This is a genomic window from Leisingera sp. ABM4_101 (assembly GCF_056158725.1).
Genome location: NZ_JBSWTV010000002.1, coordinates 1314715 through 1336227, shown reverse-complemented (window position 1 = coordinate 1336227; position 21513 = coordinate 1314715). Strand labels below are relative to the sequence as shown.

Below are 21513 nucleotides of genomic sequence, written 5' to 3'. Positions count from 1 at the left end.
TTTTGCTCCGGTACATCCTGCCGGACTGGAGACTGTCATGCACCGCCGTTCCCTGCTGCTGGCCGCAGCCGTCCTGCCCCTTACCGCCCTGCCGGGTTTTGCCGCGGCAGCGGAGACCATCCGCATCATGAAGTCGCCTTCCTGCGGCTGCTGCACCGCCTGGGCGGATCACCTGGCCGCCGCCGGTTTCCGGACCGACGTGCGCAATGTGGCCGATGAAGACCTCTGGGCGATGAAGGAGCGGCTGGGCATCAGCGGCGACCTGTCCTCCTGCCACACCGCGATGGCCGGGCCCTATGTGATTGAGGGGCATGTGCCGGCAAAGGACATCCAGAGATTGCTGGCGGAACAGCCCGCGGCCCTGGGGCTGACCGTGCCGGGGATGCCCATCGGCTCTCCGGGGATGGAAATGGGGGAGGAGCGCGAGGCGTTTGACACCCTGCTGATCCTGGCAGATGGCACGACCGAAGTGTTCGCCAGCCATTCCTGATCCAACTTGCCAGACTAAAAAAGGCCGGGCGCAGTGCCCGGCCTTTTGTGTTTCATGAGCCTCGCAGGGCGGGCGGTTCCGCCCGCCGCCAGCCGTCGCCTCAGTGGCCCAGGATCTGGCTGAGGAACAGTTTGGTGCGCTCGCTCTTCGGGTTGTTGAAGAACTCTTCCGGCTCGTTCTGTTCGACGATTTGGCCCGCATCCATAAAGATCACCCGGTTCGCCACCTGGCGGGCAAAGCCCATCTCGTGGGTCACACAGAGCATGGTCATGCCTTCCTCGGCCAGTTCGATCATGGTGTCCAGGACCTCCTTGATCATCTCCGGGTCGAGCGCCGATGTCGGTTCATCGAACAGCATGATGCGCGGCATCATGCAAAGCGAGCGCGCGATGGCCACACGCTGCTGCTGGCCACCCGACAGCTGGCCGGGGTACTTATGGGCCTGGTCCGGGATCTTGACCTTTTCCAGGAAATGCATCGCCCGCTCGATCGCCTCCTTCTTGGGAGTCTTGCGGACCCAGATCGGCGCCAGCGTGCAGTTCTCCAGGATCGACAGATGCGGGAACAGGTTGAAGTGCTGGAACACCATGCCAACCTCGGACCGGATCTTGTCGATGTTCTTGAGGTCGTTCGACAATTCGGTGCCATCCACCACGATCTTGCCCTGCTGGTGCTCTTCCAGCGCATTCAGGCAGCGGATCAGGGTGGATTTTCCGGAGCCGGACGGGCCCGCGATCACGATCCGTTCGCCCTGGTTGACGGTCAGATTGATGTCGCGCAGCACGTGGAAGGACCCGTACCACTTGTTCATGTTGGAGATTTCGATGGCGACCTCGTCGCTCACCTGCATCTTGGAGCGGTCGATTTGACGGTCAGTCATAAGTTCAGACATATGTTGAACTCCTTAACGATGGCCAGTCTGAAGCTTGCGCTCCAGGTACATGGAATAGCGGGACATGCCGAAGCAGAAGACGAAGAACAGCAGGGCGATGAAGCCGTAAAGCTCCCAGACGATGCCGTTCCAGTTGGCGTCTGCACGGATTGCGTTGGAAAGGCCCAGCGGGTCCAGAAGCCCGATGATCGAGACCAGCGTGGTGTCCTTGAAGACGCCGATGAAGGTCGAAACGATACCGGGGATCGAGATCTTCAGCGCCTGCGGCATGATGATCAGCCGCTGCGCCTGCCAGTAGTTGAGGCCGAGTGAATCGGCGCCCTCATACTGGCCGCGGGGCAGCGCTGCCAGGCCGCCGCGGATCACCTCGGCCATATAGGCCGCGGCAAACAGCGTCACCATGATCAGCACCCGCAGGATGATGTCAAAGTTGGTTCCCGGAGGCATGAAGATGTTCAGCAGGGTCGAGGCCACGAACAGAAGCGTGATCAGCGGCACCCCGCGGATGAACTCGATGAAGCCCACGCAGATGTATTTGACGATCAAGAGATCCGACTGACGGCCCAGCGCCAGCACGATGCCGATCGGCAAGGAGCAGGCAATGGCCACAACACCGATGGTGACCGACAGCATGAAGCCGCCGAACTTGCGGCTTTCCACCGCTTCGATGCCGATGGGCAGGATCGAGTCGACCACGCCCGCAACCGGTGCTGCCAGCAACAGCCACCAGACAACAGCAGCCACCACGCCAAGGATCACGCCCAGCAGGGTGCTCATCGCTTCGGAGACGAACTTGTAGACCAGCCCGCCGATCACAAAGCCTGCCAGCGCGGCAACGGGCATCCAGATGGAGCCGCCCCACAGAAGCCAGGGGAAGATGAACGGGTAAAGCGCCGAGAAGATCAGCAGCTTCGACGGCACCTTGTCCGAGAACAGAACCGGGGCCAAAGCCGCGCCCAGCAGCAGGAAGGCAGCAACCGGGCGCCAGTACAGGTGGCTCGGGTAGAAGCCGAAGATCAGCTGGATCCAGCGTTCCTTGATCACACCCCAGCAGGCGCCATGGGCATCGCCATGGCCGGCCGCAGTCAGCGTCTCGCGGCAGTTGGACAGCGAGGTGCCGTCCCAGGTCGGCGACAGGATCCAAGGCACGATCGCCGCCAGCACGGAATAGATCGCGGCAATCGACGCCAGTGTCAGGATCGAGTTGAACCAGCTGGAGAACAGGTTATGCCGCGCCCAGCCGATCACACCGACCTCAGAGGCCGGGGGATCCTGCTCGGGAAGCATTTCGGTGCGGACAAATCCGATATCAGACATCTCAGCGCTCCTTCAGCTTCACGGCTTCGTTGTACCAGTTCATGATCGCGGAAATGGTCAGCGAGATCGCCAGGTACACCAGCATCAGCAACAGAACGCATTCCAGCTCGCGGCCGGTCTGGTTCATGGTGATGCCGCCCAATGTCCCGGTGATGTCCATGTAGCCCACGGCAATCGCCAGCGACGAGTTCTTGGTCAGGTTCAGATAGTTGGAGATCAGCGGCGGGATGATCACCCGCAGCGCCTGCGGCAGGATCACCAGCGACATGATCTTGTTGGAGCGCAGTCCCAGCGCCTCGGCGGCTTCGGTCTGGCCCTTGGAGATAGCCATGATGCCCGCGCGCACGATTTCCGCGATGAAGGCCGCAGTGTACAGCGACAGCGCCAGCCACAGGGCAATCAGCGAGTTGCGCAGATGGGTGCCGCCCTTGAAGTTGAAGCCCTTCAGCTCCGGGTAGCCCAGGTGGAAACCCAGCACCGACAGCAGGATCACCATCGGCAGAACCACTACGGCGGTGCGGATGTGCCAGGTCTTGGGACGGTCGCCGGTGGCTTCCTGGATGCGGTCGGCGCGCTGGCGGATCTTCAACGAGGCAAACAGGCTGAGGCCCAGTACCACCAGAATGGCCACCAGGTCCAGGCTGACATCAAACCGCAGCGAGGCATCGCCCAGCAGGTGAACGTCGCCCAGCGAGCGCGAGAACAGCGGTTCGGGGATATAGACACCGCGGTTGGTCACGGCAACGCTGTCCATCAGGCTCATCGTGGCTTCGGGGTTTTCACCCCGGAACGCCCGCGGCGCCGGAAGGGTTTCGATCAGGATCGCCATCACGAACACGATCCACAGAAGCACCGGCACGTTGCGGAACATCTCGACGTAGATCGTCATCAGGCGGGCCACCAGCCAGTTCGACGACAAGCGCAGAACACCGATAACCACCCCTAGGACGGTGGCGGTGATACAGCCCAGAAAGGCGACGACCAGCGTATTCAGAAGCCCCATCAGCGCGGCCCGCAAATGGGTATCGCGAGACGTGTACTCCAGCAGGCGCTGGTTGATGTCATAGCTGGCGGGCTCCGCGAAGAAGCCGAAGTCGATCGGCTTGCCCAGCGCGGCCAGGTTGCTCAGCGTGTTATTGATAAGCCAGGCTGCCAAAAGCATGAACCCGAACATGGCGATGACCTGGATGGTCCCCGACCGGTAACGGGTATCGTAAAGGAGCATAGACAGCCGGAACTGCTCCTTTGGCGGGTCAGTAAGCGTTGACATATATTGTGATCCCCTGACTCCGGCTCTCTATCCTGGCGGGGTTGTCCCCGCTCCGCAGCGGTCCGGAGCTTTTTTCAGATAGGAAAAGGGCGCAGGAAATACCTGCGCCCCTCCCGGTGGTGTGTTTAGCGGAACGGCGGCGAGTACAGCAGGCCGCCTTCGGTCCACTGTGCGTTCAGGCCGCGGGCCAGGCCAACCGGAGTGTCTTCGCCGATGTTCTTGGCAAAGACTTCACCATAGTTGCCCTCGGAAGCGATGGCTTTCTGCGCCCAGTCAGCCGACAGGCCCAGCATTTCGCCCAGGGTGCCTTCGGTGCCCAGCAGGCGGTTGATTTCCGGGTTCTCGGTGCCGGCAGCCATTTCGCTCAGGTTGGCGGAGGTGATGCCCAGCTCTTCAGCCGAGACCAGCGCGTTCAGGGTCCAGCGGACAACGTCGCCCCACTCGTGGTCGCCATGGCGGACCAGCGGGCCCAGCGGCTCCTTGGAGATGATTTCCGGCAGGATCACATGCGCGCCCGGATCGTCAAAGGTTGCGCGGGTCGCGGCCAGGCCGGAGGCATCGGTGGTGTAGACGTCGCAGGCGCCAGCCAGGTACTGCTGCTGCGCTTCGGCGTTGGTCTCGATCGGCACCGGCTCATAGCTGATGTTGTTGGAGCGGAAGAAATCCGCCAGGTTCAGCTCGGTGGTGGTGCCGGTCTGGATGCAGACGGTGGCGCCGTCCAGTTCCTTGGCCGAGCTGACGCCCAGCTCTTTCGGGACCATGAAGCCCTGGCCGTCATAGTAGTTGACGCCGGTGAATTCGAATTTCAGGTCCACGTCGCGGCTGAAGGTCCAGGTGGTGTTGCGGGCCAGCATGTCGATTTCGCCCGACGCCAGCGCGGTAAAGCGGGTCTTGCCGGTGGTCGGCACGAATTCCACAGCTTTGGAATCGCCCAGCACGGCTGCAGCCACAGCACGGCAGACGGCAACGTCAAAGCCTTCCCATTCGCCATTCGCATTCGGAGCCGCAAAGCCGACCAGGCCAACGGTGACGCCGCAGTTCAGTTTGCCGCGCGCCTTGACGTCGTCCAGGGTGCCAGCAGATGCAGCGCCAGCCGCAAGACCGGCAAAGGTCATTGCGCCCAAAATTACGGATTTTTTCATTTTTACCTCTTCCTGATAGTCCGCCATTCGGCGGTTCTTATTAACCGGCGATCCCCCGCCGGTAATGAGACTGAAGAAGGGTTTACCCCTAATTCGCGCCCAAGTGTGGGCGCATTCATCAACAAACGTCAAGGGCGGGATCATGAAATTCGATGTGCGCAGCGCGCACAAACTATTCCAGCGTATAATTTTCTGTCGATCCGAGGGGGTGAAAGGTAATTTTTTGAACTGTCAGGAAAAATCGTAGAATTGCTTGGCGTGCAGAAACTCCTGCCGCTTCACTTCGGCGGCAGCCTGGGCTTCCTCGTCAACGCCCCATTGCTCCTCCTGCCAGCGCTCGTCCAGACGCGACAGCAGCCAGATCTCATCGGCGCCGCGCCAGCCCTGCGCAGCCGCAAAGCCAAGGATCAAAGAGCCCGAAATCCCTACCAAATCATGGAAAGCCGCCAGCTGGAACGGGGTCATCTCATGCACTTTGTCCGACAGCACGGCCAGCGCCGCGGCGTCCTGCGGCTGGTGCAGAACACCCGAACGCGGCTGCAGCCGGGCGCCCAGAACCTCCGCCGCCCAGTCCAGAACCGGGTCCCATTCCCGCGCCTGACGCAACGTCAATTCCACGGGGGCGTCGGCGCGGTAGCACAGCAGGTCGGAATCGCCGTATTCGGCCAGCATGGCCGCCACTTCGCTGTGCTGATGTGTCACCTTGTCAATCGCAGCGTTGGCAGACCGGGTGCAAGGCATGGTTTTCGGGTCAACTGATTCGGTCTGGGCGCCCCATTCCGCGGCAATGGCCTCTGCCATGGCGCGGGTCGGCACAGCCAGCGGTGCCTTGGCCGGAGTCTTCACCCGGCGCCCGTCCAATTCAATGGCAAAGCCGTCTCTGGTCTCCGCCAGCGTGACCTCTTTCCAGAACCGTTTCTGTGCCCAGCCGCTCATCTCTTAGCCTTTCCAGATCTCTGCCAGCAGCGGGCGCAGCTCCGCGAAATCGCGGATCAGGTAATCGGCGCCCAATGTCTCTGCCGGGTGATAGCCCCAGGGCACGGCGATGGTGGTGACCCCCGCTGCGCGCCCCATTTCAATGTCATACCGCGTGTCGCCGACCATCACGGTGTTTTCGCGGCCCACCCCGGTTTCCGCCATCGCAGTCAGCACCATCGACGGATGCGGCTTGGACGGGTGGTGATCCGCCACCTGCCGGGTCACGAAACAAGTCAGCCCATGCGCCGCGATCAGCGCATCCACCCCGCGCTGGGATTTGCCGGTGGCGACCCCCAGCAGATATTCCGGCACCTCATTGAGCTCTGCCAGCATCTCCTGCGTGCCGGGGTAAAGCGGCGAATGCGCCGCGCCCGCCGCCTCGCGCGCCAGCATGTAAGAGGATTTATAGCCCTCCACCAGCGCCTCCAGCGTGGCGGCGTCCTGTTCCGGCGCCAGCTCGCGCATCGCCAGCGGCAGCGACAGGCCGACGATGGACAGGATCCTATCGCGCGGCGGGGTTTCCAGCCCAACCCCTTGAAAAGCCTCTGCCATGGCGCCGGTGATCGCGCCCTGGCTGTCCACCAGGGTGCCATCCACGTCAAACAGGATCAGCCGCAGGTCCGCGCTCACTTCAGATCCTCGAACGGGTCATCGGCGGCCAGGTCCTCGGTCCAGCCGAAGGTGTCCCAGCTTTCCTTCATGTGGTCGGGCAGCGGCGCCACAACCGACACCGGCTTGCGGGTGACGGGATGCTCAAACACCATCCGGCGCGCGTGCAGGTGCAGCTTCTTGGAGATCACGCCGCCGATCGAGGCGCCCCATCCGTCGCCCAGGTTCTCCTGCCCCGAGCCGCCGTATTTGCCGTCGCCCGCAATCGGATGCCCCATGCCGGACATATGCGCCCGCAGCTGGTGGGTGCGGCCGGTGATCGGCTCCATCGCCACCCAGGCAGCGCGGCTGGCCACCCGGTAGAGCGTGGCATAAAGCGTATGCGCCCGCTTGGCGCCATAGGTGTCGTCGATGTCCTGCGGATGCACGTTGATCATCTTTTCGCCTTCGCCGGATTTACCATGGCCCGGCGCCTTCACCAGCCCGTTCTTGATCTCACCCAGATACGGCGTCGGCACGCCCGCCACCAGCGCCCAGTAGATCTTGCGGGTGTTCTTGTGGCGGAAGGCCGCGGTCAGGCCTTGCGCCGCCTTGCGGTTGCGCGCCAGCACCAGTACGCCAGAGGTGTCCTTGTCGATCCGGTGCACCAGCTTGGGCTTATCCTCCAGCCCGAACTTCAGCGCCTCTGCCAGCCCGTCCACATGCTTGGTGGTGCCAGAGCCGCCCTGCACTGCCAGGCCCGCGGGCTTGTTCAGCACGATCACGTCATCGTCGCGGTAGATCACGCAAGACTGGATCATTTTGGCATCGGCGTCCGAGATTTTCATCTCGCGCGGCGCAGCCGGTTTCAGATCGCTGTCCGCCAGCGGCGGCACCCGCACCACCTGCCCCGCCTCGACGCGGGTATTGGCCTTCACCCGGCCGCCATCCAAGCGCAGCTCGCCCTTGCGGCACATCTTCTCGATGCGGCCCTGGTTCACATGCGGAAACAGCCGCCGCAGCCAGCGGTCGATGCGCTGGCCGCTGTCGTCTTCGCTGACGGTAATCATCTGAACGCCGCTCATGCGAACACTCCCCTTGCGGCCATCAGGCCCAGAAACAATCCGCCGACCGACAGGCCCACGGACAAAGCTACATACAGCGCCGCCTGCCCGAAGGCGCCGCGCTCGATCAGGTTGGCGGTCTCCAGCGAGAACGCTGAAAACGTGGTGAACCCGCCCATCAGCCCGGTCATCACCAAGGGGCTGAGCCAGGTCAGGTCCCGCAGCGCCGCCGCCACCACGAACATCCCCATCAGAAAGGATCCGAGGATATTCACCGTCAGGATCGCCACCGGAAAGTCATGGTGCCCCAGGACCCGGATGATGCCCAGCCCGGCCAGATAGCGGCACACCGCCCCAACAGCGCCGCCAAAAGCGACCATGGAAACCGAAGAAATCATCCCCGTCCTGTCGCGCGCGCGTACGGAGATGTCAAGTTTTCCCCGTATTGCACCGCGTGCAAGGCTCAAGCGCTGCACCCGCAGCCCGGCACCTGCCCTTTCATCTTGCCCGAAATACTCCCGCCGGAGGCATCGGTTTTCCGCCAGGAAAGCCGGTCAGCCCGGCTTCAGCCAAACCGCTTCGGCACCGGTTTGCCGGTCACCCGTTCCCAATACTCATCGGCGCGCTTTTCAAAGGTCGGCGACTGCCGCGCCTCGCTGCAGTAAAACCGGCCCGGCGCGATGCCCGGCGCGTATTCCTGCTCCAGCCAGCCCCGCGGGTCCTTGTGCGGGCTGCGGTAGCCCTCATGGCCCAGCTCCGCCGCCCCCTGGTAATGGGCATCGCGCAGATGCAGCGGCACCGGCAGCGGCGGCTCATGCGCCACCGCCGCCAGCGCTGCCGAAATGCCATGGTTGGCCGAACCCGACTTGGGCGCGCGCGCCACATGCAGCGCCGCGTGGGACAGGATGATCTGCGCTTCCGGATAGCCGATCATCTCCACAGCCTGCGCCGCGGCCACCGCCGTTTGCAAGGCGGTATTGTCGGCCAGCCCCACGTCCTCGGAGGCGTGGATCATGATCCGCCGGGCAATAAAGCGCGGATCCTCGCCGCCATGGATCAGCCGCGCCAGCCAGTACAGAACCGCGTTGGGTTCGCCGCCGCGCATCGACTTGATGAAGGCGGAGATCACGTCATAATGCTGGTCCCCCGAACGGTCGTGATTGACCGGTGCCGCCTGGTAGACCTCCGCAATCATCCCGTCCGACACCACCACCGGTGCGCCCGGGGCATGGCCAACGGCCAGGCTCTCCAGCGTTGTCAGCGCCCGGCGCGCATCGCCCCCGGACCGGCCCGCAATCAGCCGCAGCTGATCCGGGCTCAGCTGCACCTCGATACCGGATTTGGCCAAGTGGCGGATGCCGCGGTCCAGCACCGCCTCCATATCCCCGATCGACACCGGCTCCAGCTTGAGGATCGTCGAGCGCGAGACAAGCGCCTTGGGAAGCGCCGTATAGGGGTTCTGGGTGGTGGCGCCGATGAAATCCGCGGTGCCCTCTTCGCAGATTGCCAAGAGGTCGTCCGCCTGGGTGGCGGAAAACCGGTGCACCTCGTCGACAAAGATCAGCAAGGGGCGGATGCGTGCCTCATCCGCCAGCTGGCGGATATCCTTGACCCCGGCGCGGGTCGCATGCAGCGGCCGGAATTCCTTGTTCAGCATGTCGCCCACTGCCCGCGCGATCGAAGTCTTGCCCACCCCCGGCGGCCCGTAGAGCACGATGCTGCCCAGCTGCCCGGCGGCAATGCGCCGCCGCAGGATCGAGCCTTCGGCGGTCAGCGCCTGCTGGCCGATCACCTCGTCCAGGGACCGGGGCCTCAGGGCAGCGGCAAGCGGCTGGTTGCCCTGGCCCCCGCCTGCGTCAAAGAGATCCGCCATGTTTTACCTCGCCTTTGCGGTCCGCCGGGTCTGCCGGACGCCGTTACAGGATGAGCCGCCGCTTAGAGCCGGAACTTCAGCGTGACCCGCTGGCCGCGGCGGTTCAGGTCCAGCTGGATCCAGCGGCTGCTGGCGGACAGGATTGCCTGAACATCCCCGGTGCTGGCCACCGGCTGGCCATTGACGGCCAGCAGCGCATCACCCGGCTGCACCCCGCCGCGCCCGGCATAAGGGCCGGGGTCGGTCACCACCACCCCCTCTGCCGACAAGGGCAGGCCGAGACGGGCAATCACCTGCGGATTGATCCGTGCCACGGTAAGGCCCGGCAGCGCGGTGGTCTCATCCAGCTGCACCGGGTTGGCGGGCGGCTGATCCGGCGCCGTGATCATCGGCACCTCGACCTCTTCCCGCTCGCTGCCGCGCAGGCGGGTGATGGAAGACAGCCCGTTCAGCCCCGCCACCGACATCCGGAACACCATCTCGGAGGGCGAGTTCACCACCTCGCCATCCACATGGGTTATCACGTCGCCCACCTTGAAGCCCGCCTTGGCAAAGGGGCTTTCGCGGTGCAGGTCCGAAATCACCATGCCCTCGGGCAGTTCCATGCCCAGAGAGGCCGCCAGATCCGCGTCTACCGGCTGCCCCGCCATGCCGGCCCAGGGGCGCTGGAACTCTTCTGAGCCGCGGCGGGCCTGGCTGACGAACTCCTTCACCAGATTGGCGGGGATGGCAAAGCCGATGCCGTTGGAGCCGCCGGAACGCGACAGGATACGGGTGTTGATGCCGATCAGATCGCCGTTCACGTCAATCAGCGCGCCGCCGGAGTTGCCCGGGTTGATCGGCGCGTCGGTCTGGATGTAGTAGCCAAAGCCGTCGCCCGCCCCCATGCCGGTGCGCGCAAGGCCAGAGATGATGCCGCTGCTGACAGTCTGGCCAACGCCAAAGGGATTGCCGATCGCCAGCGCCAGCTCGCCCACCTCAACCTGATCGCTGTCGCGCAAGTTCAGAAAGGGCAGGTCTTCGGCGGCTTCCAGCTGCAGGATCGCCAGGTCGCTGGCCTTGTCGCCCAGGATCACCCGCGCATTGTATTCGCGCCGGTCCGCCGTCACCACGCGGATTTCGGTCGCCATGCCGACGACATGGTAGTTGGAGACCACGATGCCGTCCGCCGACAGGATCACGCCGGAGCCCAGCGAGTTCTCGACCCGCGGCTGCGGCTTGGCAAAACCGCGGAAGAAATCATCGAAGAACGGATCGTTCATGAAAGGCGAGCGGCGGCGCTGCTGCACCTGGCGCACCACCTTGGCATAGATGTTGACCACCGCAGGCGAGGCCTGTTTGACCAGGGGCGCAAAGCCCAGCGCGATTTCCGCCTGGTTCTGCGGCACCCGGGTTTCGGCGGCAGCAGGCCAAGCCATCGCAGGCAGGGCAAGGCAAAAGGCAAGGGCGGTCAAGGCTGGTCGGATCATGCGGGCTCCGTTTGTTGCTGCCCGAAGGATATGCGGAGGACGCGCGCGGATTGCAAGGCAGGACAGTGCCAGGCGGGAACAGAGTGCAGGGGCGCTGCCCCGCAGGTTTGAAAAGAACAGGGGCACTGCCCCTCTTGGCCTCACGGCCAATTCACCCCGGAGTATTTTGAACCAGAAAGAAGCAGTGGCTGTTCTTAGTCCAGCGGAGCGTGCAGCCTTGTGCCCCTGGTGATGATGCCGCCGCGGCGGCCGGGGGTGATGCTGCCGTAGCGCTGCTTGAAACAGGCAGGCAGTTCCCGGTCACCGTCGGGTGACAGCCACAGGCGCAGCAGATGGCGGCGGCGCGCGGGCTCCGGCCAGTCGGTAAAGCCGGTGCGGTCATGCAGCTGGGAGTGGTTGTAGACAAACTGCATGTCGCCGGCCTGCAGCCGCATGGTCAGATGCAGCGCCGGATCATTGGCGAGGGCGTCGAACATGTCGAGCGCTTCCACATGCTCCGGCGTCAGCCGCATGGCTTCGGGGAACCGCTGAGCGCTGTCGATATACTGGCGCTGGTAAAACACGGTGAGCTTGCCCGCGTGCCAGCTGAGCGGCGGGATGGTCATGAAGGGCTGCATCCCCTCCGGCACCTCGCCGCGCCGGTCGGTGGCAATCGGGTCGAACAGACGCGCCAGCAGGTCCGGGCGTTCGGCGCGCATCCGGTTATAGATCGCCTCGGCGCTGACCAGCAGGGAATCGCCGCCTTCCCGCGCCTCCTGCAGGCACAGGAGGCCCACAACATCAGCGCTGTCGGTGTGGAAGGTCTGGCGCGCGTGGGTCTGGTAGATGCGGGTATTGGGGTCATTTGCATCAGCCCCGGTGTCGCGCACATGGCCCAGGATATGGCCTGCTGCATTCTGCGACCGTGCCGATCCCAGATGCGCCCCCACCCCGCAGAAAATGGCGGCGGCCATTTCCTGGCTGTAGCCCGCCACCGGCAGGCCGCGCAGCACCTCGAAGCCGATGCCGGTGAGCAGCTTGCCCTTCAGCGCCTCCAGATGCGCGGCAAAGCTGCGGAGCGGAAAATCCGCCCGGGTGATTTCCCCGATGCCGCGGCCAAGACTCAAGTAGTGGCGGGCGGCCTGTTCCAGGTCGGCAATATCTTCTGGCGCCAGCTGCACCAGCCAGCGTCCGGGATCCGCCTGCATGTCCCGCCCGGTCCAGGCGGCTGGGCCTTCGATCCGTTCCGGTAGTTGTTCCAGCATGGTGCCCCTCCCTTCTGGCGCGGCCGCACCTCATGGTTTCCGCTTCAGGAACTTGAGCCCGGACCAGTCCTGATCCATCGCGCAGACCTTTACATCCACCCAGCCCAGCAGCAGCACCGGCGAACGCAGATCATCCCTGGAAAGGCCGTGGTGCAGTTTCGGGCTTTTCCTGGTCCAGGACAGCCAAAGCATGCCGCCTGCGCGCAAGGCGGCGATAGCCTGCTCTGCGGCCTGCCGCGCGATGCCGGGTGCGCGCCGGCCGCAGCGGCCCGGAAACCGGGTTTGGAACCCAGTTTCTGATACAGCGGTTTTCCGGAATGGCCTGCGGTTCCCATGCCCGCATGATCCGCAATTTGCTGCGGCTGGCAAGGGGGCAGGCCCCTGCCTCCTCTTTGGTCTCAGGCCTCAGCCAGTTCCGGCTTGACCGTTGCGGCCTGGCGGCTGGCAACCGCTGCAGCCAGATGCTCCAGCGCGGCGACGGTGTCCTCCCAGCCGAGGCAGCCGTCGGTGATGGACTGGCCGTAAGTTAGCTCCCCCTTGCCCAAATCCTGGCGGCCCGCCACCAGATGGCTTTCCACCATCACCCCGGTGATGCGGCTGTCGCCGCCGGCGATTTGGCCTGCCACATCGCGCAGCACAGCAGGCTGCTGCATCGGGTCCTTGCCGCTGTTGGCGTGGCTGGCGTCGATCATCACATGGCCGCGGATGCCGTCTTTTTCCGCCAGCTTGCAGGCCGCATCAACCGAGGCCGCGTCAAAGTTGGTGCCGCCGCCGCCGCGCAGGATCAGATGGCAGTCCGGGTTGCCGCTGGTGGCCGCAATTGCGGCGCGCCCCGATTTGGCCAGCGCCATGAAATGATGCGGATGCGCTGCCGAGCGCACCGCATCCACTGCGATCTGCACATTGCCGCGGGTGCCGTTCTTGAAGCCCACCGGGCAGCTGAGGCCGGAGGCCATCTCGCGGTGGATCTGGCTTTCGGTGGTGCGGGCGCCGATGGCGGCCCAGGCCACCAGGTCAGAGATGTATTGCGGCACCGCGGTATCCAGGAACTCAGTCCCCACCGGCAGGCCCAGAGCGTTGATGTCCAGGCACAGGCGGCGCGCCAGACCCAGGCCTTCGTTGATGCGGAAAGAATTGTCGAGACCGGGGTCATTGATCAGCCCCTTCCAGCCCGAGATAGTGCGGGGCTTTTCGAAGTAGACCCGCATCACGATCTCCAGCTGCCCGGCCAGGCGCGCGCGCATCGGCGCCAGCCGTTCGGCATATTCCATCGCCGCCTTGGGGTCGTGGATCGAACAGGGGCCGACAACAGCCACCACACGGCCGTCGCGGCCATGCAGCACGTCCTGGATCGCGGTGCGGCTGGCCAGCACGGTATCGGTGGCTGCTGCTGTTGCGGGCATCTGGGAGGCCAGATCCTCGGGCGAGATCAGTTCCTGCATGCCGGTGATGCGGAGGTTTTCGGTCTGGGGTGTCATGGGTGTGCTTCCTTGGCGGGAGGCCCTTGGCGCTGCGGCGGATACAAAAAAACCGCCTGCGGGCTGCGGGCGGTTGGTGGTATCCTGGTGCTATCTGAGCTGTCTGTTCAGAATGCGCTGACCCCTCCGTCCGCCATGTGGCGCGGATAAAAGAAATACCAGAATGCGGCATAGGTACGGGTCATGGGGCGGACGCTAGCGGAGATTCGCCCCCCTGTCACCCCTGAAATTCCCGCGACGGAATCGCAAGAGCCCTCCCGCGCGGGAGGGCCCTTGGCATTTTCCTGAAGGCAGAGGTCAGAAGTCCTGCCACAGATCGCGGGCGGCGTTGCCTTCGGCGGCGGGTGCTGCAGCCGGCGCCGGGCCGGCCTCCGGCTCCCAGCCGCCCCAGCCGTCATCACCGTGGGCAGAGGGCTGCGCTTCGGCCGCAGCGGGCGCCGCCGGGACCGCCAGCGCGGCGCTGCTGCCGTCGACCTGGAACCGCGCCACCAGCTCTGCAAGCTTTGTGGCATCGGTGTTCAGCATATGGCCGGCGGCAGTGGCCTCCTCCACCATTGCCGCGTTCTGCTGGGTCACCTGGTCCAGCTGGGTGACGCCGGTGTTGATCTCATGCAGGCCGGTCGATTGTTCCTCTGCCCCTTCGGCGATTTCGGATACCAGCTGCGAGATATGGCTGACGCGGCCCACGATGGACTGCAGCGCCTCGCCTGCGCGGCCGACCAGATCGACGCCTTCATCCACCTGGCGGGAGCTGTCGGAGATCAGCGTCTTGATCTCCATCGCGGCATCCGACGAGCGCTGCGCCAGGGCGCGCACTTCGGAGGCCACCACCGCAAAGCCGCGGCCTGCCTCGCCCGCGCGGGCGGCTTCGACGCCTGCGTTCAGGGCCAGCAGGTTGGTCTGGAAGGCGATGTCGTCGATGACCGAGATGATCTGGCTGATCTTGTTGGAGCTTTCCTCGATCCCGCTCATCGCGGCCACGGCGTTCTGCACCACCTCGCCGCTGCTTTCGGCTTCCTGGCGGGCCTCCTGCACGGTGGATTCCACGTTGCGGGCGCCCTCGGCTGCGGATTTCACGCTGGCGGTCAGCTCATCAATCGCCGCAGCGGTCTGTTCCAGGGTTGCTGCCTGGCTTTCGGTGCGGTGCGACAGGTCGTCAGAGGCCTGGCTGATCTCCGCCGCGCCGTTGCGGATACTGGAGGAGGCGCCGATCACCTGCTGCACGGTGGCGTTCAGATTGTCGATCGAGCCGTTGAAGTCGGCGCGCAGCTGTTCGTATTCCTCGGGGAATGCCTCGGCGATGCGGATCGTCAGATCGCCATGGGACAGGCGCGACAGGCGCTCGCTCAGCTCGCGCACGACACCGGCCAATTCGGCATCCTTGCTTTGCGCCTTCTGCTTCTCGGCCTCCTGCATCTTGACCAGCTCATCGCGGAATTTCTCCAGCGCGCGGGCCATTTCGCCCACCTCGTCGCCGCGGGTCTGGCCCTGGATCTCCACCGCGTTGTTGCCCTCGGCCAGGCCGCGCATGGACACCACGATGCGGCGGATGCCCGACGCAATGCCGGAGCCGGTGACCAGCGCCATCACCGCGCCGATCAGGATCGCGGCGCCGATGGCGGCCGGGATCATCATCCGGGTCTGGGCGGTAATCTCCTCGCTGGCGGTGCGGCTTGCGGCCATGATGCCTGCCGCCTTGGTCTCAAGTGCGGCCATGGTGTCGCGGAAGCTGTCGAAATAGGCCTTGCCCTGGCCCTGGGCCACGAAATCGGCCATGTCATCCATGGTGGCCGCATCACCGATGTCCCGGCGCAGCTGGATCATCGGCACGGCAACATCCTTGCGCCAGTTGTCGATGATCTTGGAGGCCGCATCCAGCCGGTTCAACTGGATCGAATTGTCAATCATCGCCAGGCGCAGCATGCCCATGACTGAGCGCAGACGGGTGCTGCCTTCCATGAACGGGGTGAGGAACTCCCGGTCGCCCGCCAGCAGAAAGCCGCGCATCCCGGTTTCCATGTCCACGGCGGCGGCCATCAGGTCCTTGGCGGTGCTGATCGTCTTGTGGGTCTTCTCGACTGCTTCGAGCGAGGTGTTCAGATACTCCGGATCTGCGATCCCTGCGTTCACCAGAGAGGTAAATGTGTTACGGCGGTCGGCAAGGTTGACCTCCTCCTCCTCGATGATCTTGGCGACCTCGGCGCGGAATTCATCAAAGAACACCCGGCCCTTGGACTGTTTCACCTCATCGGCCATGTCGTTCATGGTCATGGCGTCGCCGATTTCGCGGCGCAGCCCGATGGCGGTGGCGGCGACAGTCTCCTGCCAGCCGTTCAGCGTCTGCTCCGCCGCGTCCAGATCCGCGATCAGCGCTGCGTCGCCGGAGGCCAGATCCCGCAGGCTTTGCAGCGCCTCAGCCACCTCCGCCTGGCCCTCCTCGAAGGGCACCAGATATTCCTCGCGGCCTGCCAGCAGATAGCCCCGCAGCCCGGCTTCCATTCCCGCTGCCGCCTCTGCCAGCGCCTGCGATTCACTCAGGATCTTCTGCGCGTGCGCCACATCGCCGGAGGCCCGTTCCATCCGGCCCAGATCAACAACTGCCATGACGCCGACACCCAGCACCAAGAGCAGCGGAAACATGGCCACCGAAACGATTTTTGCCTTGGTGCTGAGATTTGCCAGTGAGAACCGCCTGGCCGCGGAAGTCTTCTTGTTCGTCATCGCATCCGTTCCGGAGTTTTCTTGGATGCGGCAGTAAAACCAGAAGAAAATTACGATTCCCTTTCGCACAAAAAGTGAATTCTAAACATCCCGAAGTTGCCGTCGCGGAACGAAAAACCCCCGCTCCGGGCGGAGCGGGGGCTGACAGGCGAACCCGAGGGTTCTAAGCGTCTTATTCTTCAGCTTCTGCAGCTGCTTCTTCCGCTGCCAGGCGGGCCTTGTCGGCGGCGCCTTTGGCGGAGGTGTCGCGGTCGACGAACTCGATGATCGCCATCGGAGCCATGTCGCCGTAACGGAAGCCGGCCTTCAGGATACGGACATAACCGCCCTGACGGTCCTTGTAGCGCGGGCCCAGAACCTCGAACAGTTTCGCGACGTCCTTGTCCTCTTTCAGCTTGGAAGCTGCCTGGCGGCGGGCGTGCAGGTCGCCGCGTTTTGCCAGGGTGATCAGTTTTTCAACGATCGGGCGCAGTTCTTTTGCTTTGGGCAGGGTTGTCTTGATCTGCTCGTGCTCGATCAGCGAGCCGGCCATGTTCGAGAACAGGGCTTTACGGTGCTCATGAGTACGGTTCAGGCGGCGGTAACCACGTGCGTGACGCATTTTTCAGTTCCTTTAATTGCGTTTTGCTTTGTCAGGCGGCTGATGCGTGTCAGCTGCTCACCTTGGGGCGGATGCCCATGTCGTCCCCGGCCAAACCCGGGCATTGAAGAGGAGGGCCGGAGCCCTCCTCGAAATCTTAGAAGCTGTCTTCGAACTTCTTGGCCAGATCTTCGATGTTGTCCGGCGGCCAGTCCTCGACGTCCATGCCAAGGTGCAGGCCCATGCCCGACAGAACCTCTTTGATCTCGTTCAGCGACTTGCGGCCGAAGTTCGGGGTGCGCAGCATCTCCGCTTCGGTCTTCTGGATCAGGTCGCCGATATAGACGATGTTGTCGTTCTTCAGGCAGTTTGCCGAACGGACAGACAGTTCCAGCTCGTCCACTTTCTTCAAGAGAAGCGGGTTGAACTCCAGACCGTCGTCCTCGTCCTGGCGGCCAGCCGATTCCGGCTCGTCGAAGTTGACGAAGATGCCCAGCTGGTCCTGCAGGATGCGGGCAGCAAAAGCCACGGCGTCATCGGGGGTGATGGAGCCGTCGGTTTCCACCTTCATGGTCAGCTTGTCATAGTCCAGAACCTGGCCCTCACGGGTCGGCTGAACGTCGTAGGAGACCTTTTTGACCGGCGAATAGATCGCGTCGATCGGGATCAGGCCGATCGGGGCGTCTTCCGGCTTGTTCTTGTCTGCCGAGACATAGCCTTTGCCGGTGTTCACGGTCAGTTCCATGAACAGGTCGGCGCCGTCGTCCAGGTGGCAGATCACGTGGTCGCGGTTCAGAACCTCGATGCCTGCGGTCTCGGCAATGTCGCCAGCGGTGACGACAGCCGGGCCTTTGGCATTGATCGACAGGCGCTTGGGGCCTTCGACTTCCATGCGCAAGGAGACCTGCTTGAGGTTCAGGATGATGTCGGTGACGTCTTCACGCACACCGGCGACAGACGAAAACTCGTGCAGGACGTTGTCGATCTGCACGCTGGTGATGGCGGCGCCTTGCAGCGAGCTCATCAGGACGCGGCGCAGCGCGTTGCCCAGGGTCAGGCCGAATCCGCGTTCCAGCGGCTCTGCGACGACAGTTGCCTGGCGTGCAGGATCGTTGCCCGGCTTCACTTCCAGCTGTGCCGGCTTGATCAGCTCTGCCCAGTTCTTATGGATCATGCGTTCCCTCCATTCCTGTCCTTGCCCCATGTCCAAAAGGCCAAGGACGCCCGAGGTTTAAATGACGCACTGGGGCCCTGCGAATCAAGCGGGGCCCCAGCAAAAATTTGCGCTTAGACGCGGCGGCGCTTCGGCGGACGGCAGCCGTTGTGCGCGATCGGGGTCACATCACGGATCGAGGTGATGTTGAAACCGATTGCGGCCAGCGCGCGCAGCGCCGATTCACGGCCCGAACCGGGGCCCTGAACTTCGACTTCCAGGGTCTTCACACCGTGTTCCTGGGCTTTCTTGCCCGCGTCCTCAGCAGCCATCTGAGCCGCGTAAGGAGTGGATTTCCGGGAGCCTTTGAAGCCCATGGTGCCGGCGGACGACCAGGAGATCGCGTTGCCCTGCACGTCGGAGATCAGGATCTTGGTGTTGTTGAACGAAGAGTTCACGTGAGCAACGCCGGAGGCGATGTTCTTGCGCTCTTTACGCTTAATGCGGGATTTATCGCGTGCCATTGATCAAGCCCCCCTTACTTCTTCTTGCCGGCGATCGGCTTCGCCGGGCCCTTGCGGGTGCGGGCGTTGGTGTGGGTACGCTGACCGCGGACCGGCAGGTTGCGGCGGTGGCGCAGGCCACGGTAGCAGCCCAGGTCCATCAGGCGTTTGATGTTCATGGTCACTTCACGGCGCAGGTCGCCTTCGACGGTGTAGTTGGCGTCGATGTGCTCGCGCACGGCCAGGACTTCAGCGTCGGACAGTTCGTTCACACGACGGGTTGCGTCGATGCCAACAGCCTCGCAGATGGCTTTCGCCGAGGTGTTGCCGATACCGGTGATGTAGGTGAGGGCGATGGGAACCCGCTTTGCAGTCGGGATGTTAACGCCGGCAATACGTGCCACGTGTCACTTTCCTTTTCGTTGCGGTTCCGTAACGCCGGAACCTTTTTTCACAACACTTGACCGTGGCAGTGTGGCCAGAGGGTCCAGCATTTCGAGGTGGTAAGGCAGACAGACGAATCCATCCGCCGGGAATCATTCCCAGAAGGGATGGGGTTGCCTATGTGGAATTGCCGCAGGGGTCAACCCGTGATCTGCGAAAACGCACCCCTCCCCGCTTGCCTCCGCCCGGACCGGCCAGGATAGGAAAGACCGAGGGCTCCTGAATAGAAAATGCCCCGAAGCCATGCAGCCCGGGGCATTTCGATCCGGCACACCGGTGGTTTATTCGCCCATGATCCAGGCCATGTCCTTGCGGACGTTCTCGATCGAGGCCAAGCCGTCCAGGCGCTGCAGGTTGCCCTTGGCGTAATAGTAGCCGATCAGCGGCGAGGTTTTCTTGTAGTATTCCATCAGGCGGGTCTTGAGGCTGTCCTCATTGTCGTCCGCCCGGCGTTTCACATCATCGCTGCCGCAGTTGGCGCATTTGCCGTCCGCCGGCCAGGGTTTGGTCTGGTCATGGTAGACCTCGCCGCAGCCGCCGCAGGTGGAGCGGCCGGTGATGCGGGCAACCAGCGCCTCGTCATCGACCTGCATCTCGATCACAGCATCAAGCTTGAGACCCATCTCTTCCAGCAGCTTGTTGAGCGCGTCGGCCTGAGCCAGGGTGCGCGGGAAGCCATCGAAGATGAAGCCGCCCTCGGCACCATCCCGCAGTTTTTCGCGGATCAGGCCAATGACGATCTGGTCAGTGACCAGCTTGCCTTCGGCCATGATGGCGGCAACTTTCTTGCCCATTTCGGTGCCGGAGGTCTGAGCCTCCCGCAGCATGTCGCCGGTGCTGAGCTGCACCATGCCGCGGGATTCAACCAGGTAGCGCGCTTGCGTACCTTTGCCCGCACCAGGCGGGCCAAGGAGAATAATGTTGGTCATCGGCGAGAGGGTCCCCGTTTTGTCCGTTTCTTGTTGCGCCCGCGCAGCTGGCTCTTCTCGATAAGGCCCTCATACTGATGCGCGAGGAGGTGGCTTTGCACCTGCTGAATGGTGTCCATGGTGACGGATACCACAATCAGAACGGACGTGCCGCCAAAATATACCGGGATGGCGAATTGGCCGCGGAGGACCTCCGGCAGGAGGCAGACCAGCGCCAGATAGCCGGAGCCGAGAACCAGGATGCGGTTGACCACATACTCGATGTATTCCGCGGTTTTCTTGCCCGGGCGGATACCGGGAACAAAACCGTTCTGGTTCTTCAGGTTGTTCGCCACGTCCTCCGGTTTGAAGGAGACGTTGAAAGTGTAGAAGTAGGCAAAGAACACGATCATCGCGACGAAGAACAACAGATACAGCGGCTGGCCGGGGCCGAAGTTCGCCAGCAGCCAGGACATCACCGGACCGGTCGCCGCACCCGAGGAGAACGCCGAAATGGTGGTCGGCAGCAGCAGAAGCGAGGAGGCGAAGATCGCCGGGATCACGCCCGCCGGGTTCACCTTGACCGGCAGATGCGAGGAGCCGCCGTCATAGACCTTCATGCCGACCTGGCGGCGCGGGTACTGGATGTGGATCTTACGCAGCGCCCGTTCCATGAAGACCACGAACATGATCACCGCAACCACCATGACGATCACACCGATGATCACAGCGGGGCTGATCGCGCCGGAACGGCCGGAAGCAAAGAACTGGGCAATTGCCGCCGGAACCTCGGCAATGATGCCGACGAAGATGATCAGCGAAATGCCGTTGCCAATGCCGCGCTGGGTGATCTGCTCGCCCAGCCACATCAGGAACATGGTGCCGCCGACGAGCGTAATCATGCAGGCCATGCGGAAATACATGCCCGGATCGGTCGCCAGGTCGCCCTGCTCCAGCGACACCGCCAGGCCATAGGCCTGTGCGGTCGCCAGCGCCACGGTGCCATAGCGGGTGTACTGGTTGATCTTCTTGCGGCCCTGCTCGCCCTCTTTCTTGAGCTGCTCAAGCGAGGGCACCATCGAGGTCAGAAGCTGAACGATAATGGAGGCGGAGATATAGGGCATGATGCCAAGGGCGAAAATCCCCATGCGGCCAAGCGCGCCGCCGGTGAACATCGACACCATGCCGCCGATGCCCTGGCCTGCCTGCTCCATGAACTGGCGCAGGGCGGCTGCGTCGATGCCGGGAACCGGGATGAAGGTGCCCAGGCGGTAGACAATCAAAAGGCCGATGGTGAACAGGATGCGGTTGCGCAGATCCGTAGCCTTGCCAAGGGCAGCCCAGCTGGTGTTTGCCGCCATTTGTTCTGCTGCTGATACCATGAAAAGGTCTCTTCTTT

Annotated in this window: 21 protein-coding genes; 1 reads left to right on the top strand and 20 read right to left on the bottom strand. The window is 63.6% G+C overall.

The window, feature by feature from the left end; genetic code table 11:
• Positions 1-37 precede the first annotated feature (37 nt).
• A complete protein-coding gene (locus ACXAEK_RS07520; protein WP_475040892.1) occupies positions 38-490 on the top strand; it encodes a DUF411 domain-containing protein in 453 nt (150 codons plus the stop codon).
• A 100-nt stretch (positions 491-590) separates the two neighbouring features.
• On the opposite strand, the gene ACXAEK_RS07515 is transcribed toward ACXAEK_RS07520, so the two are convergent.
• From ACXAEK_RS07515 to secY, 20 genes are all read right to left on the bottom strand, one after another.
• Complete coding sequence (locus tag ACXAEK_RS07515) at positions 591-1382, bottom strand: amino acid ABC transporter ATP-binding protein (protein ID WP_475040890.1); 792 nt, start codon at positions 1380-1382, stop codon at positions 591-593.
• Positions 1383-1394: 12 nt separating this feature from the next.
• Entirely contained in the window at positions 1395-2699 is a 1305-nt protein-coding gene (locus ACXAEK_RS07510) for an amino acid ABC transporter permease (protein ID WP_475040888.1), read from the bottom strand.
• Position 2700: 1 nt separating this feature from the next.
• The gene (locus tag ACXAEK_RS07505; RefSeq protein WP_475040886.1) at positions 2701-3969 is read right to left on the bottom strand and encodes an amino acid ABC transporter permease; all 1269 of its coding nucleotides are present in this window, start codon (positions 3967-3969) and stop codon (positions 2701-2703) included.
• A 125-nt stretch (positions 3970-4094) separates the two neighbouring features.
• The gene (locus tag ACXAEK_RS07500) at positions 4095-5111 is read right to left on the bottom strand and encodes an amino acid ABC transporter substrate-binding protein (protein WP_475040884.1); all 1017 of its coding nucleotides are present in this window, start codon (positions 5109-5111) and stop codon (positions 4095-4097) included.
• Between the two features lie 231 nt (positions 5112-5342).
• Entirely contained in the window at positions 5343-6047 is a 705-nt protein-coding gene (locus ACXAEK_RS07495; RefSeq protein WP_475040882.1) for an ATP12 family chaperone protein, read from the bottom strand.
• 3 nt (positions 6048-6050) lie between these two features.
• Positions 6051-6719, bottom strand: coding sequence for an HAD family hydrolase (locus tag ACXAEK_RS07490; protein WP_475040881.1), 669 nt, complete (start codon positions 6717-6719; stop codon positions 6051-6053).
• On the bottom strand, positions 6716-7762 hold the full coding sequence (locus ACXAEK_RS07485; RefSeq protein WP_475040879.1) for an RluA family pseudouridine synthase: 1047 nt from the start codon (positions 7760-7762) through the stop codon (positions 6716-6718). The genes ACXAEK_RS07490 and ACXAEK_RS07485 overlap by 4 nt, the downstream gene beginning before the upstream one ends.
• Positions 7759-8139, bottom strand: a complete 381-nt coding sequence (gene crcB / locus ACXAEK_RS07480) for a fluoride efflux transporter CrcB (RefSeq protein WP_475040878.1) — start codon at positions 8137-8139, stop codon at positions 7759-7761. Before crcB ends, ACXAEK_RS07485 begins: the two co-directional genes overlap by 4 nt.
• A 167-nt stretch (positions 8140-8306) precedes the next feature.
• A complete protein-coding gene (locus ACXAEK_RS07475) occupies positions 8307-9614 on the bottom strand; it encodes a replication-associated recombination protein A (protein WP_475040877.1) in 1308 nt (435 codons plus the stop codon).
• 62 nt (positions 9615-9676) lie between these two features.
• The gene (locus ACXAEK_RS07470; protein WP_475040875.1) at positions 9677-11083 is read right to left on the bottom strand and encodes a trypsin-like peptidase domain-containing protein; all 1407 of its coding nucleotides are present in this window, start codon (positions 11081-11083) and stop codon (positions 9677-9679) included.
• A 194-nt stretch (positions 11084-11277) separates the two neighbouring features.
• Complete coding sequence (locus tag ACXAEK_RS07465; protein ID WP_475040873.1) at positions 11278-12327, bottom strand: TauD/TfdA family dioxygenase; 1050 nt, start codon at positions 12325-12327, stop codon at positions 11278-11280.
• A gap of 30 nt (positions 12328-12357) precedes the next feature.
• Positions 12358-12519 carry a hypothetical protein gene (locus ACXAEK_RS07460; protein ID WP_475040871.1) on the bottom strand — a complete coding sequence of 54 codons (162 nt, stop codon included), beginning with the start codon at positions 12517-12519 and terminating at the stop codon, positions 12358-12360.
• A 206-nt stretch (positions 12520-12725) separates the two neighbouring features.
• Positions 12726-13805, bottom strand: a complete 1080-nt coding sequence (locus ACXAEK_RS07455; RefSeq protein ID WP_475040869.1) for a 3-deoxy-7-phosphoheptulonate synthase — start codon at positions 13803-13805, stop codon at positions 12726-12728.
• Between the two features lie 297 nt (positions 13806-14102).
• A complete protein-coding gene (locus ACXAEK_RS07450; protein ID WP_475040867.1) occupies positions 14103-16526 on the bottom strand; it encodes a methyl-accepting chemotaxis protein in 2424 nt (807 codons plus the stop codon).
• A gap of 172 nt (positions 16527-16698) precedes the next feature.
• Positions 16699-17127, bottom strand: coding sequence for a 50S ribosomal protein L17 (rplQ, locus tag ACXAEK_RS07445; protein WP_475040866.1), 429 nt, complete (start codon positions 17125-17127; stop codon positions 16699-16701).
• Between the two features lie 136 nt (positions 17128-17263).
• Positions 17264-18280 (bottom strand): DNA-directed RNA polymerase subunit alpha, encoded by a 1017-nt coding sequence (locus ACXAEK_RS07440; RefSeq protein WP_008553505.1) that lies wholly within the window; start codon positions 18278-18280, stop codon positions 17264-17266.
• Positions 18281-18393: 113 nt separating this feature from the next.
• A complete protein-coding gene (gene rpsK, locus ACXAEK_RS07435; RefSeq protein ID WP_192965437.1) occupies positions 18394-18783 on the bottom strand; it encodes a 30S ribosomal protein S11 in 390 nt (129 codons plus the stop codon).
• A gap of 14 nt (positions 18784-18797) precedes the next feature.
• Positions 18798-19166, bottom strand: a complete 369-nt coding sequence (rpsM, locus tag ACXAEK_RS07430; RefSeq protein WP_019298012.1) for a 30S ribosomal protein S13 — start codon at positions 19164-19166, stop codon at positions 18798-18800.
• Between the two features lie 321 nt (positions 19167-19487).
• Positions 19488-20135 (bottom strand): adenylate kinase, encoded by a 648-nt coding sequence (locus ACXAEK_RS07425; RefSeq protein ID WP_475040864.1) that lies wholly within the window; start codon positions 20133-20135, stop codon positions 19488-19490.
• Positions 20132-21496 (bottom strand): preprotein translocase subunit SecY, encoded by a 1365-nt coding sequence (secY, locus tag ACXAEK_RS07420; RefSeq protein ID WP_475040862.1) that lies wholly within the window; start codon positions 21494-21496, stop codon positions 20132-20134. The genes ACXAEK_RS07425 and secY overlap by 4 nt, the downstream gene beginning before the upstream one ends.
• Positions 21497-21513 lie beyond the last annotated feature (17 nt).

Excerpts from the sequence above, each read along its gene's own strand:
- rplQ (WP_475040866.1), bottom strand. The coding sequence starts at position 17,127 with ATGCGTCACGCACGTGGTTACCGCCGCCTGAACCGTACTCATGAGCAC.
- rpsK (WP_192965437.1), bottom strand. The coding sequence starts at position 18,783 with ATGGCACGCGATAAATCCCGCATTAAGCGTAAAGAGCGCAAGAACATC.
- ACXAEK_RS07450 (WP_475040867.1), bottom strand. The coding sequence starts at position 16,526 with ATGACGAACAAGAAGACTTCCGCGGCCAGGCGGTTCTCACTGGCAAAT.
- ACXAEK_RS07505 (WP_475040886.1), bottom strand. The coding sequence starts at position 3,969 with ATGTCAACGCTTACTGACCCGCCAAAGGAGCAGTTCCGGCTGTCTATG.
- ACXAEK_RS07520 (WP_475040892.1), top strand. The coding sequence starts at position 38 with ATGCACCGCCGTTCCCTGCTGCTGGCCGCAGCCGTCCTGCCCCTTACC.
- ACXAEK_RS07485 (WP_475040879.1), bottom strand. The coding sequence starts at position 7,762 with ATGAGCGGCGTTCAGATGATTACCGTCAGCGAAGACGACAGCGGCCAG.
- ACXAEK_RS07510 (WP_475040888.1), bottom strand. The coding sequence starts at position 2,699 with ATGTCTGATATCGGATTTGTCCGCACCGAAATGCTTCCCGAGCAGGAT.
- secY (WP_475040862.1), bottom strand. The coding sequence starts at position 21,496 with ATGGTATCAGCAGCAGAACAAATGGCGGCAAACACCAGCTGGGCTGCC.
- ACXAEK_RS07500 (WP_475040884.1), bottom strand. The coding sequence starts at position 5,111 with ATGAAAAAATCCGTAATTTTGGGCGCAATGACCTTTGCCGGTCTTGCG.
- ACXAEK_RS07475 (WP_475040877.1), bottom strand. The coding sequence starts at position 9,614 with ATGGCGGATCTCTTTGACGCAGGCGGGGGCCAGGGCAACCAGCCGCTT.
- ACXAEK_RS07495 (WP_475040882.1), bottom strand. The coding sequence starts at position 6,047 with ATGAGCGGCTGGGCACAGAAACGGTTCTGGAAAGAGGTCACGCTGGCG.
- ACXAEK_RS07460 (WP_475040871.1), bottom strand. The coding sequence starts at position 12,519 with ATGCTTTGGCTGTCCTGGACCAGGAAAAGCCCGAAACTGCACCACGGC.
- ACXAEK_RS07440 (WP_008553505.1), bottom strand. The coding sequence starts at position 18,280 with ATGATCCATAAGAACTGGGCAGAGCTGATCAAGCCGGCACAGCTGGAA.
- ACXAEK_RS07455 (WP_475040869.1), bottom strand. The coding sequence starts at position 13,805 with ATGACACCCCAGACCGAAAACCTCCGCATCACCGGCATGCAGGAACTG.
- crcB (WP_475040878.1), bottom strand. The coding sequence starts at position 8,139 with ATGATTTCTTCGGTTTCCATGGTCGCTTTTGGCGGCGCTGTTGGGGCG.
- ACXAEK_RS07425 (WP_475040864.1), bottom strand. The coding sequence starts at position 20,135 with ATGACCAACATTATTCTCCTTGGCCCGCCTGGTGCGGGCAAAGGTACG.
- ACXAEK_RS07515 (WP_475040890.1), bottom strand. The coding sequence starts at position 1,382 with ATGTCTGAACTTATGACTGACCGTCAAATCGACCGCTCCAAGATGCAG.
- ACXAEK_RS07465 (WP_475040873.1), bottom strand. The coding sequence starts at position 12,327 with ATGCTGGAACAACTACCGGAACGGATCGAAGGCCCAGCCGCCTGGACC.
- ACXAEK_RS07470 (WP_475040875.1), bottom strand. The coding sequence starts at position 11,083 with ATGATCCGACCAGCCTTGACCGCCCTTGCCTTTTGCCTTGCCCTGCCT.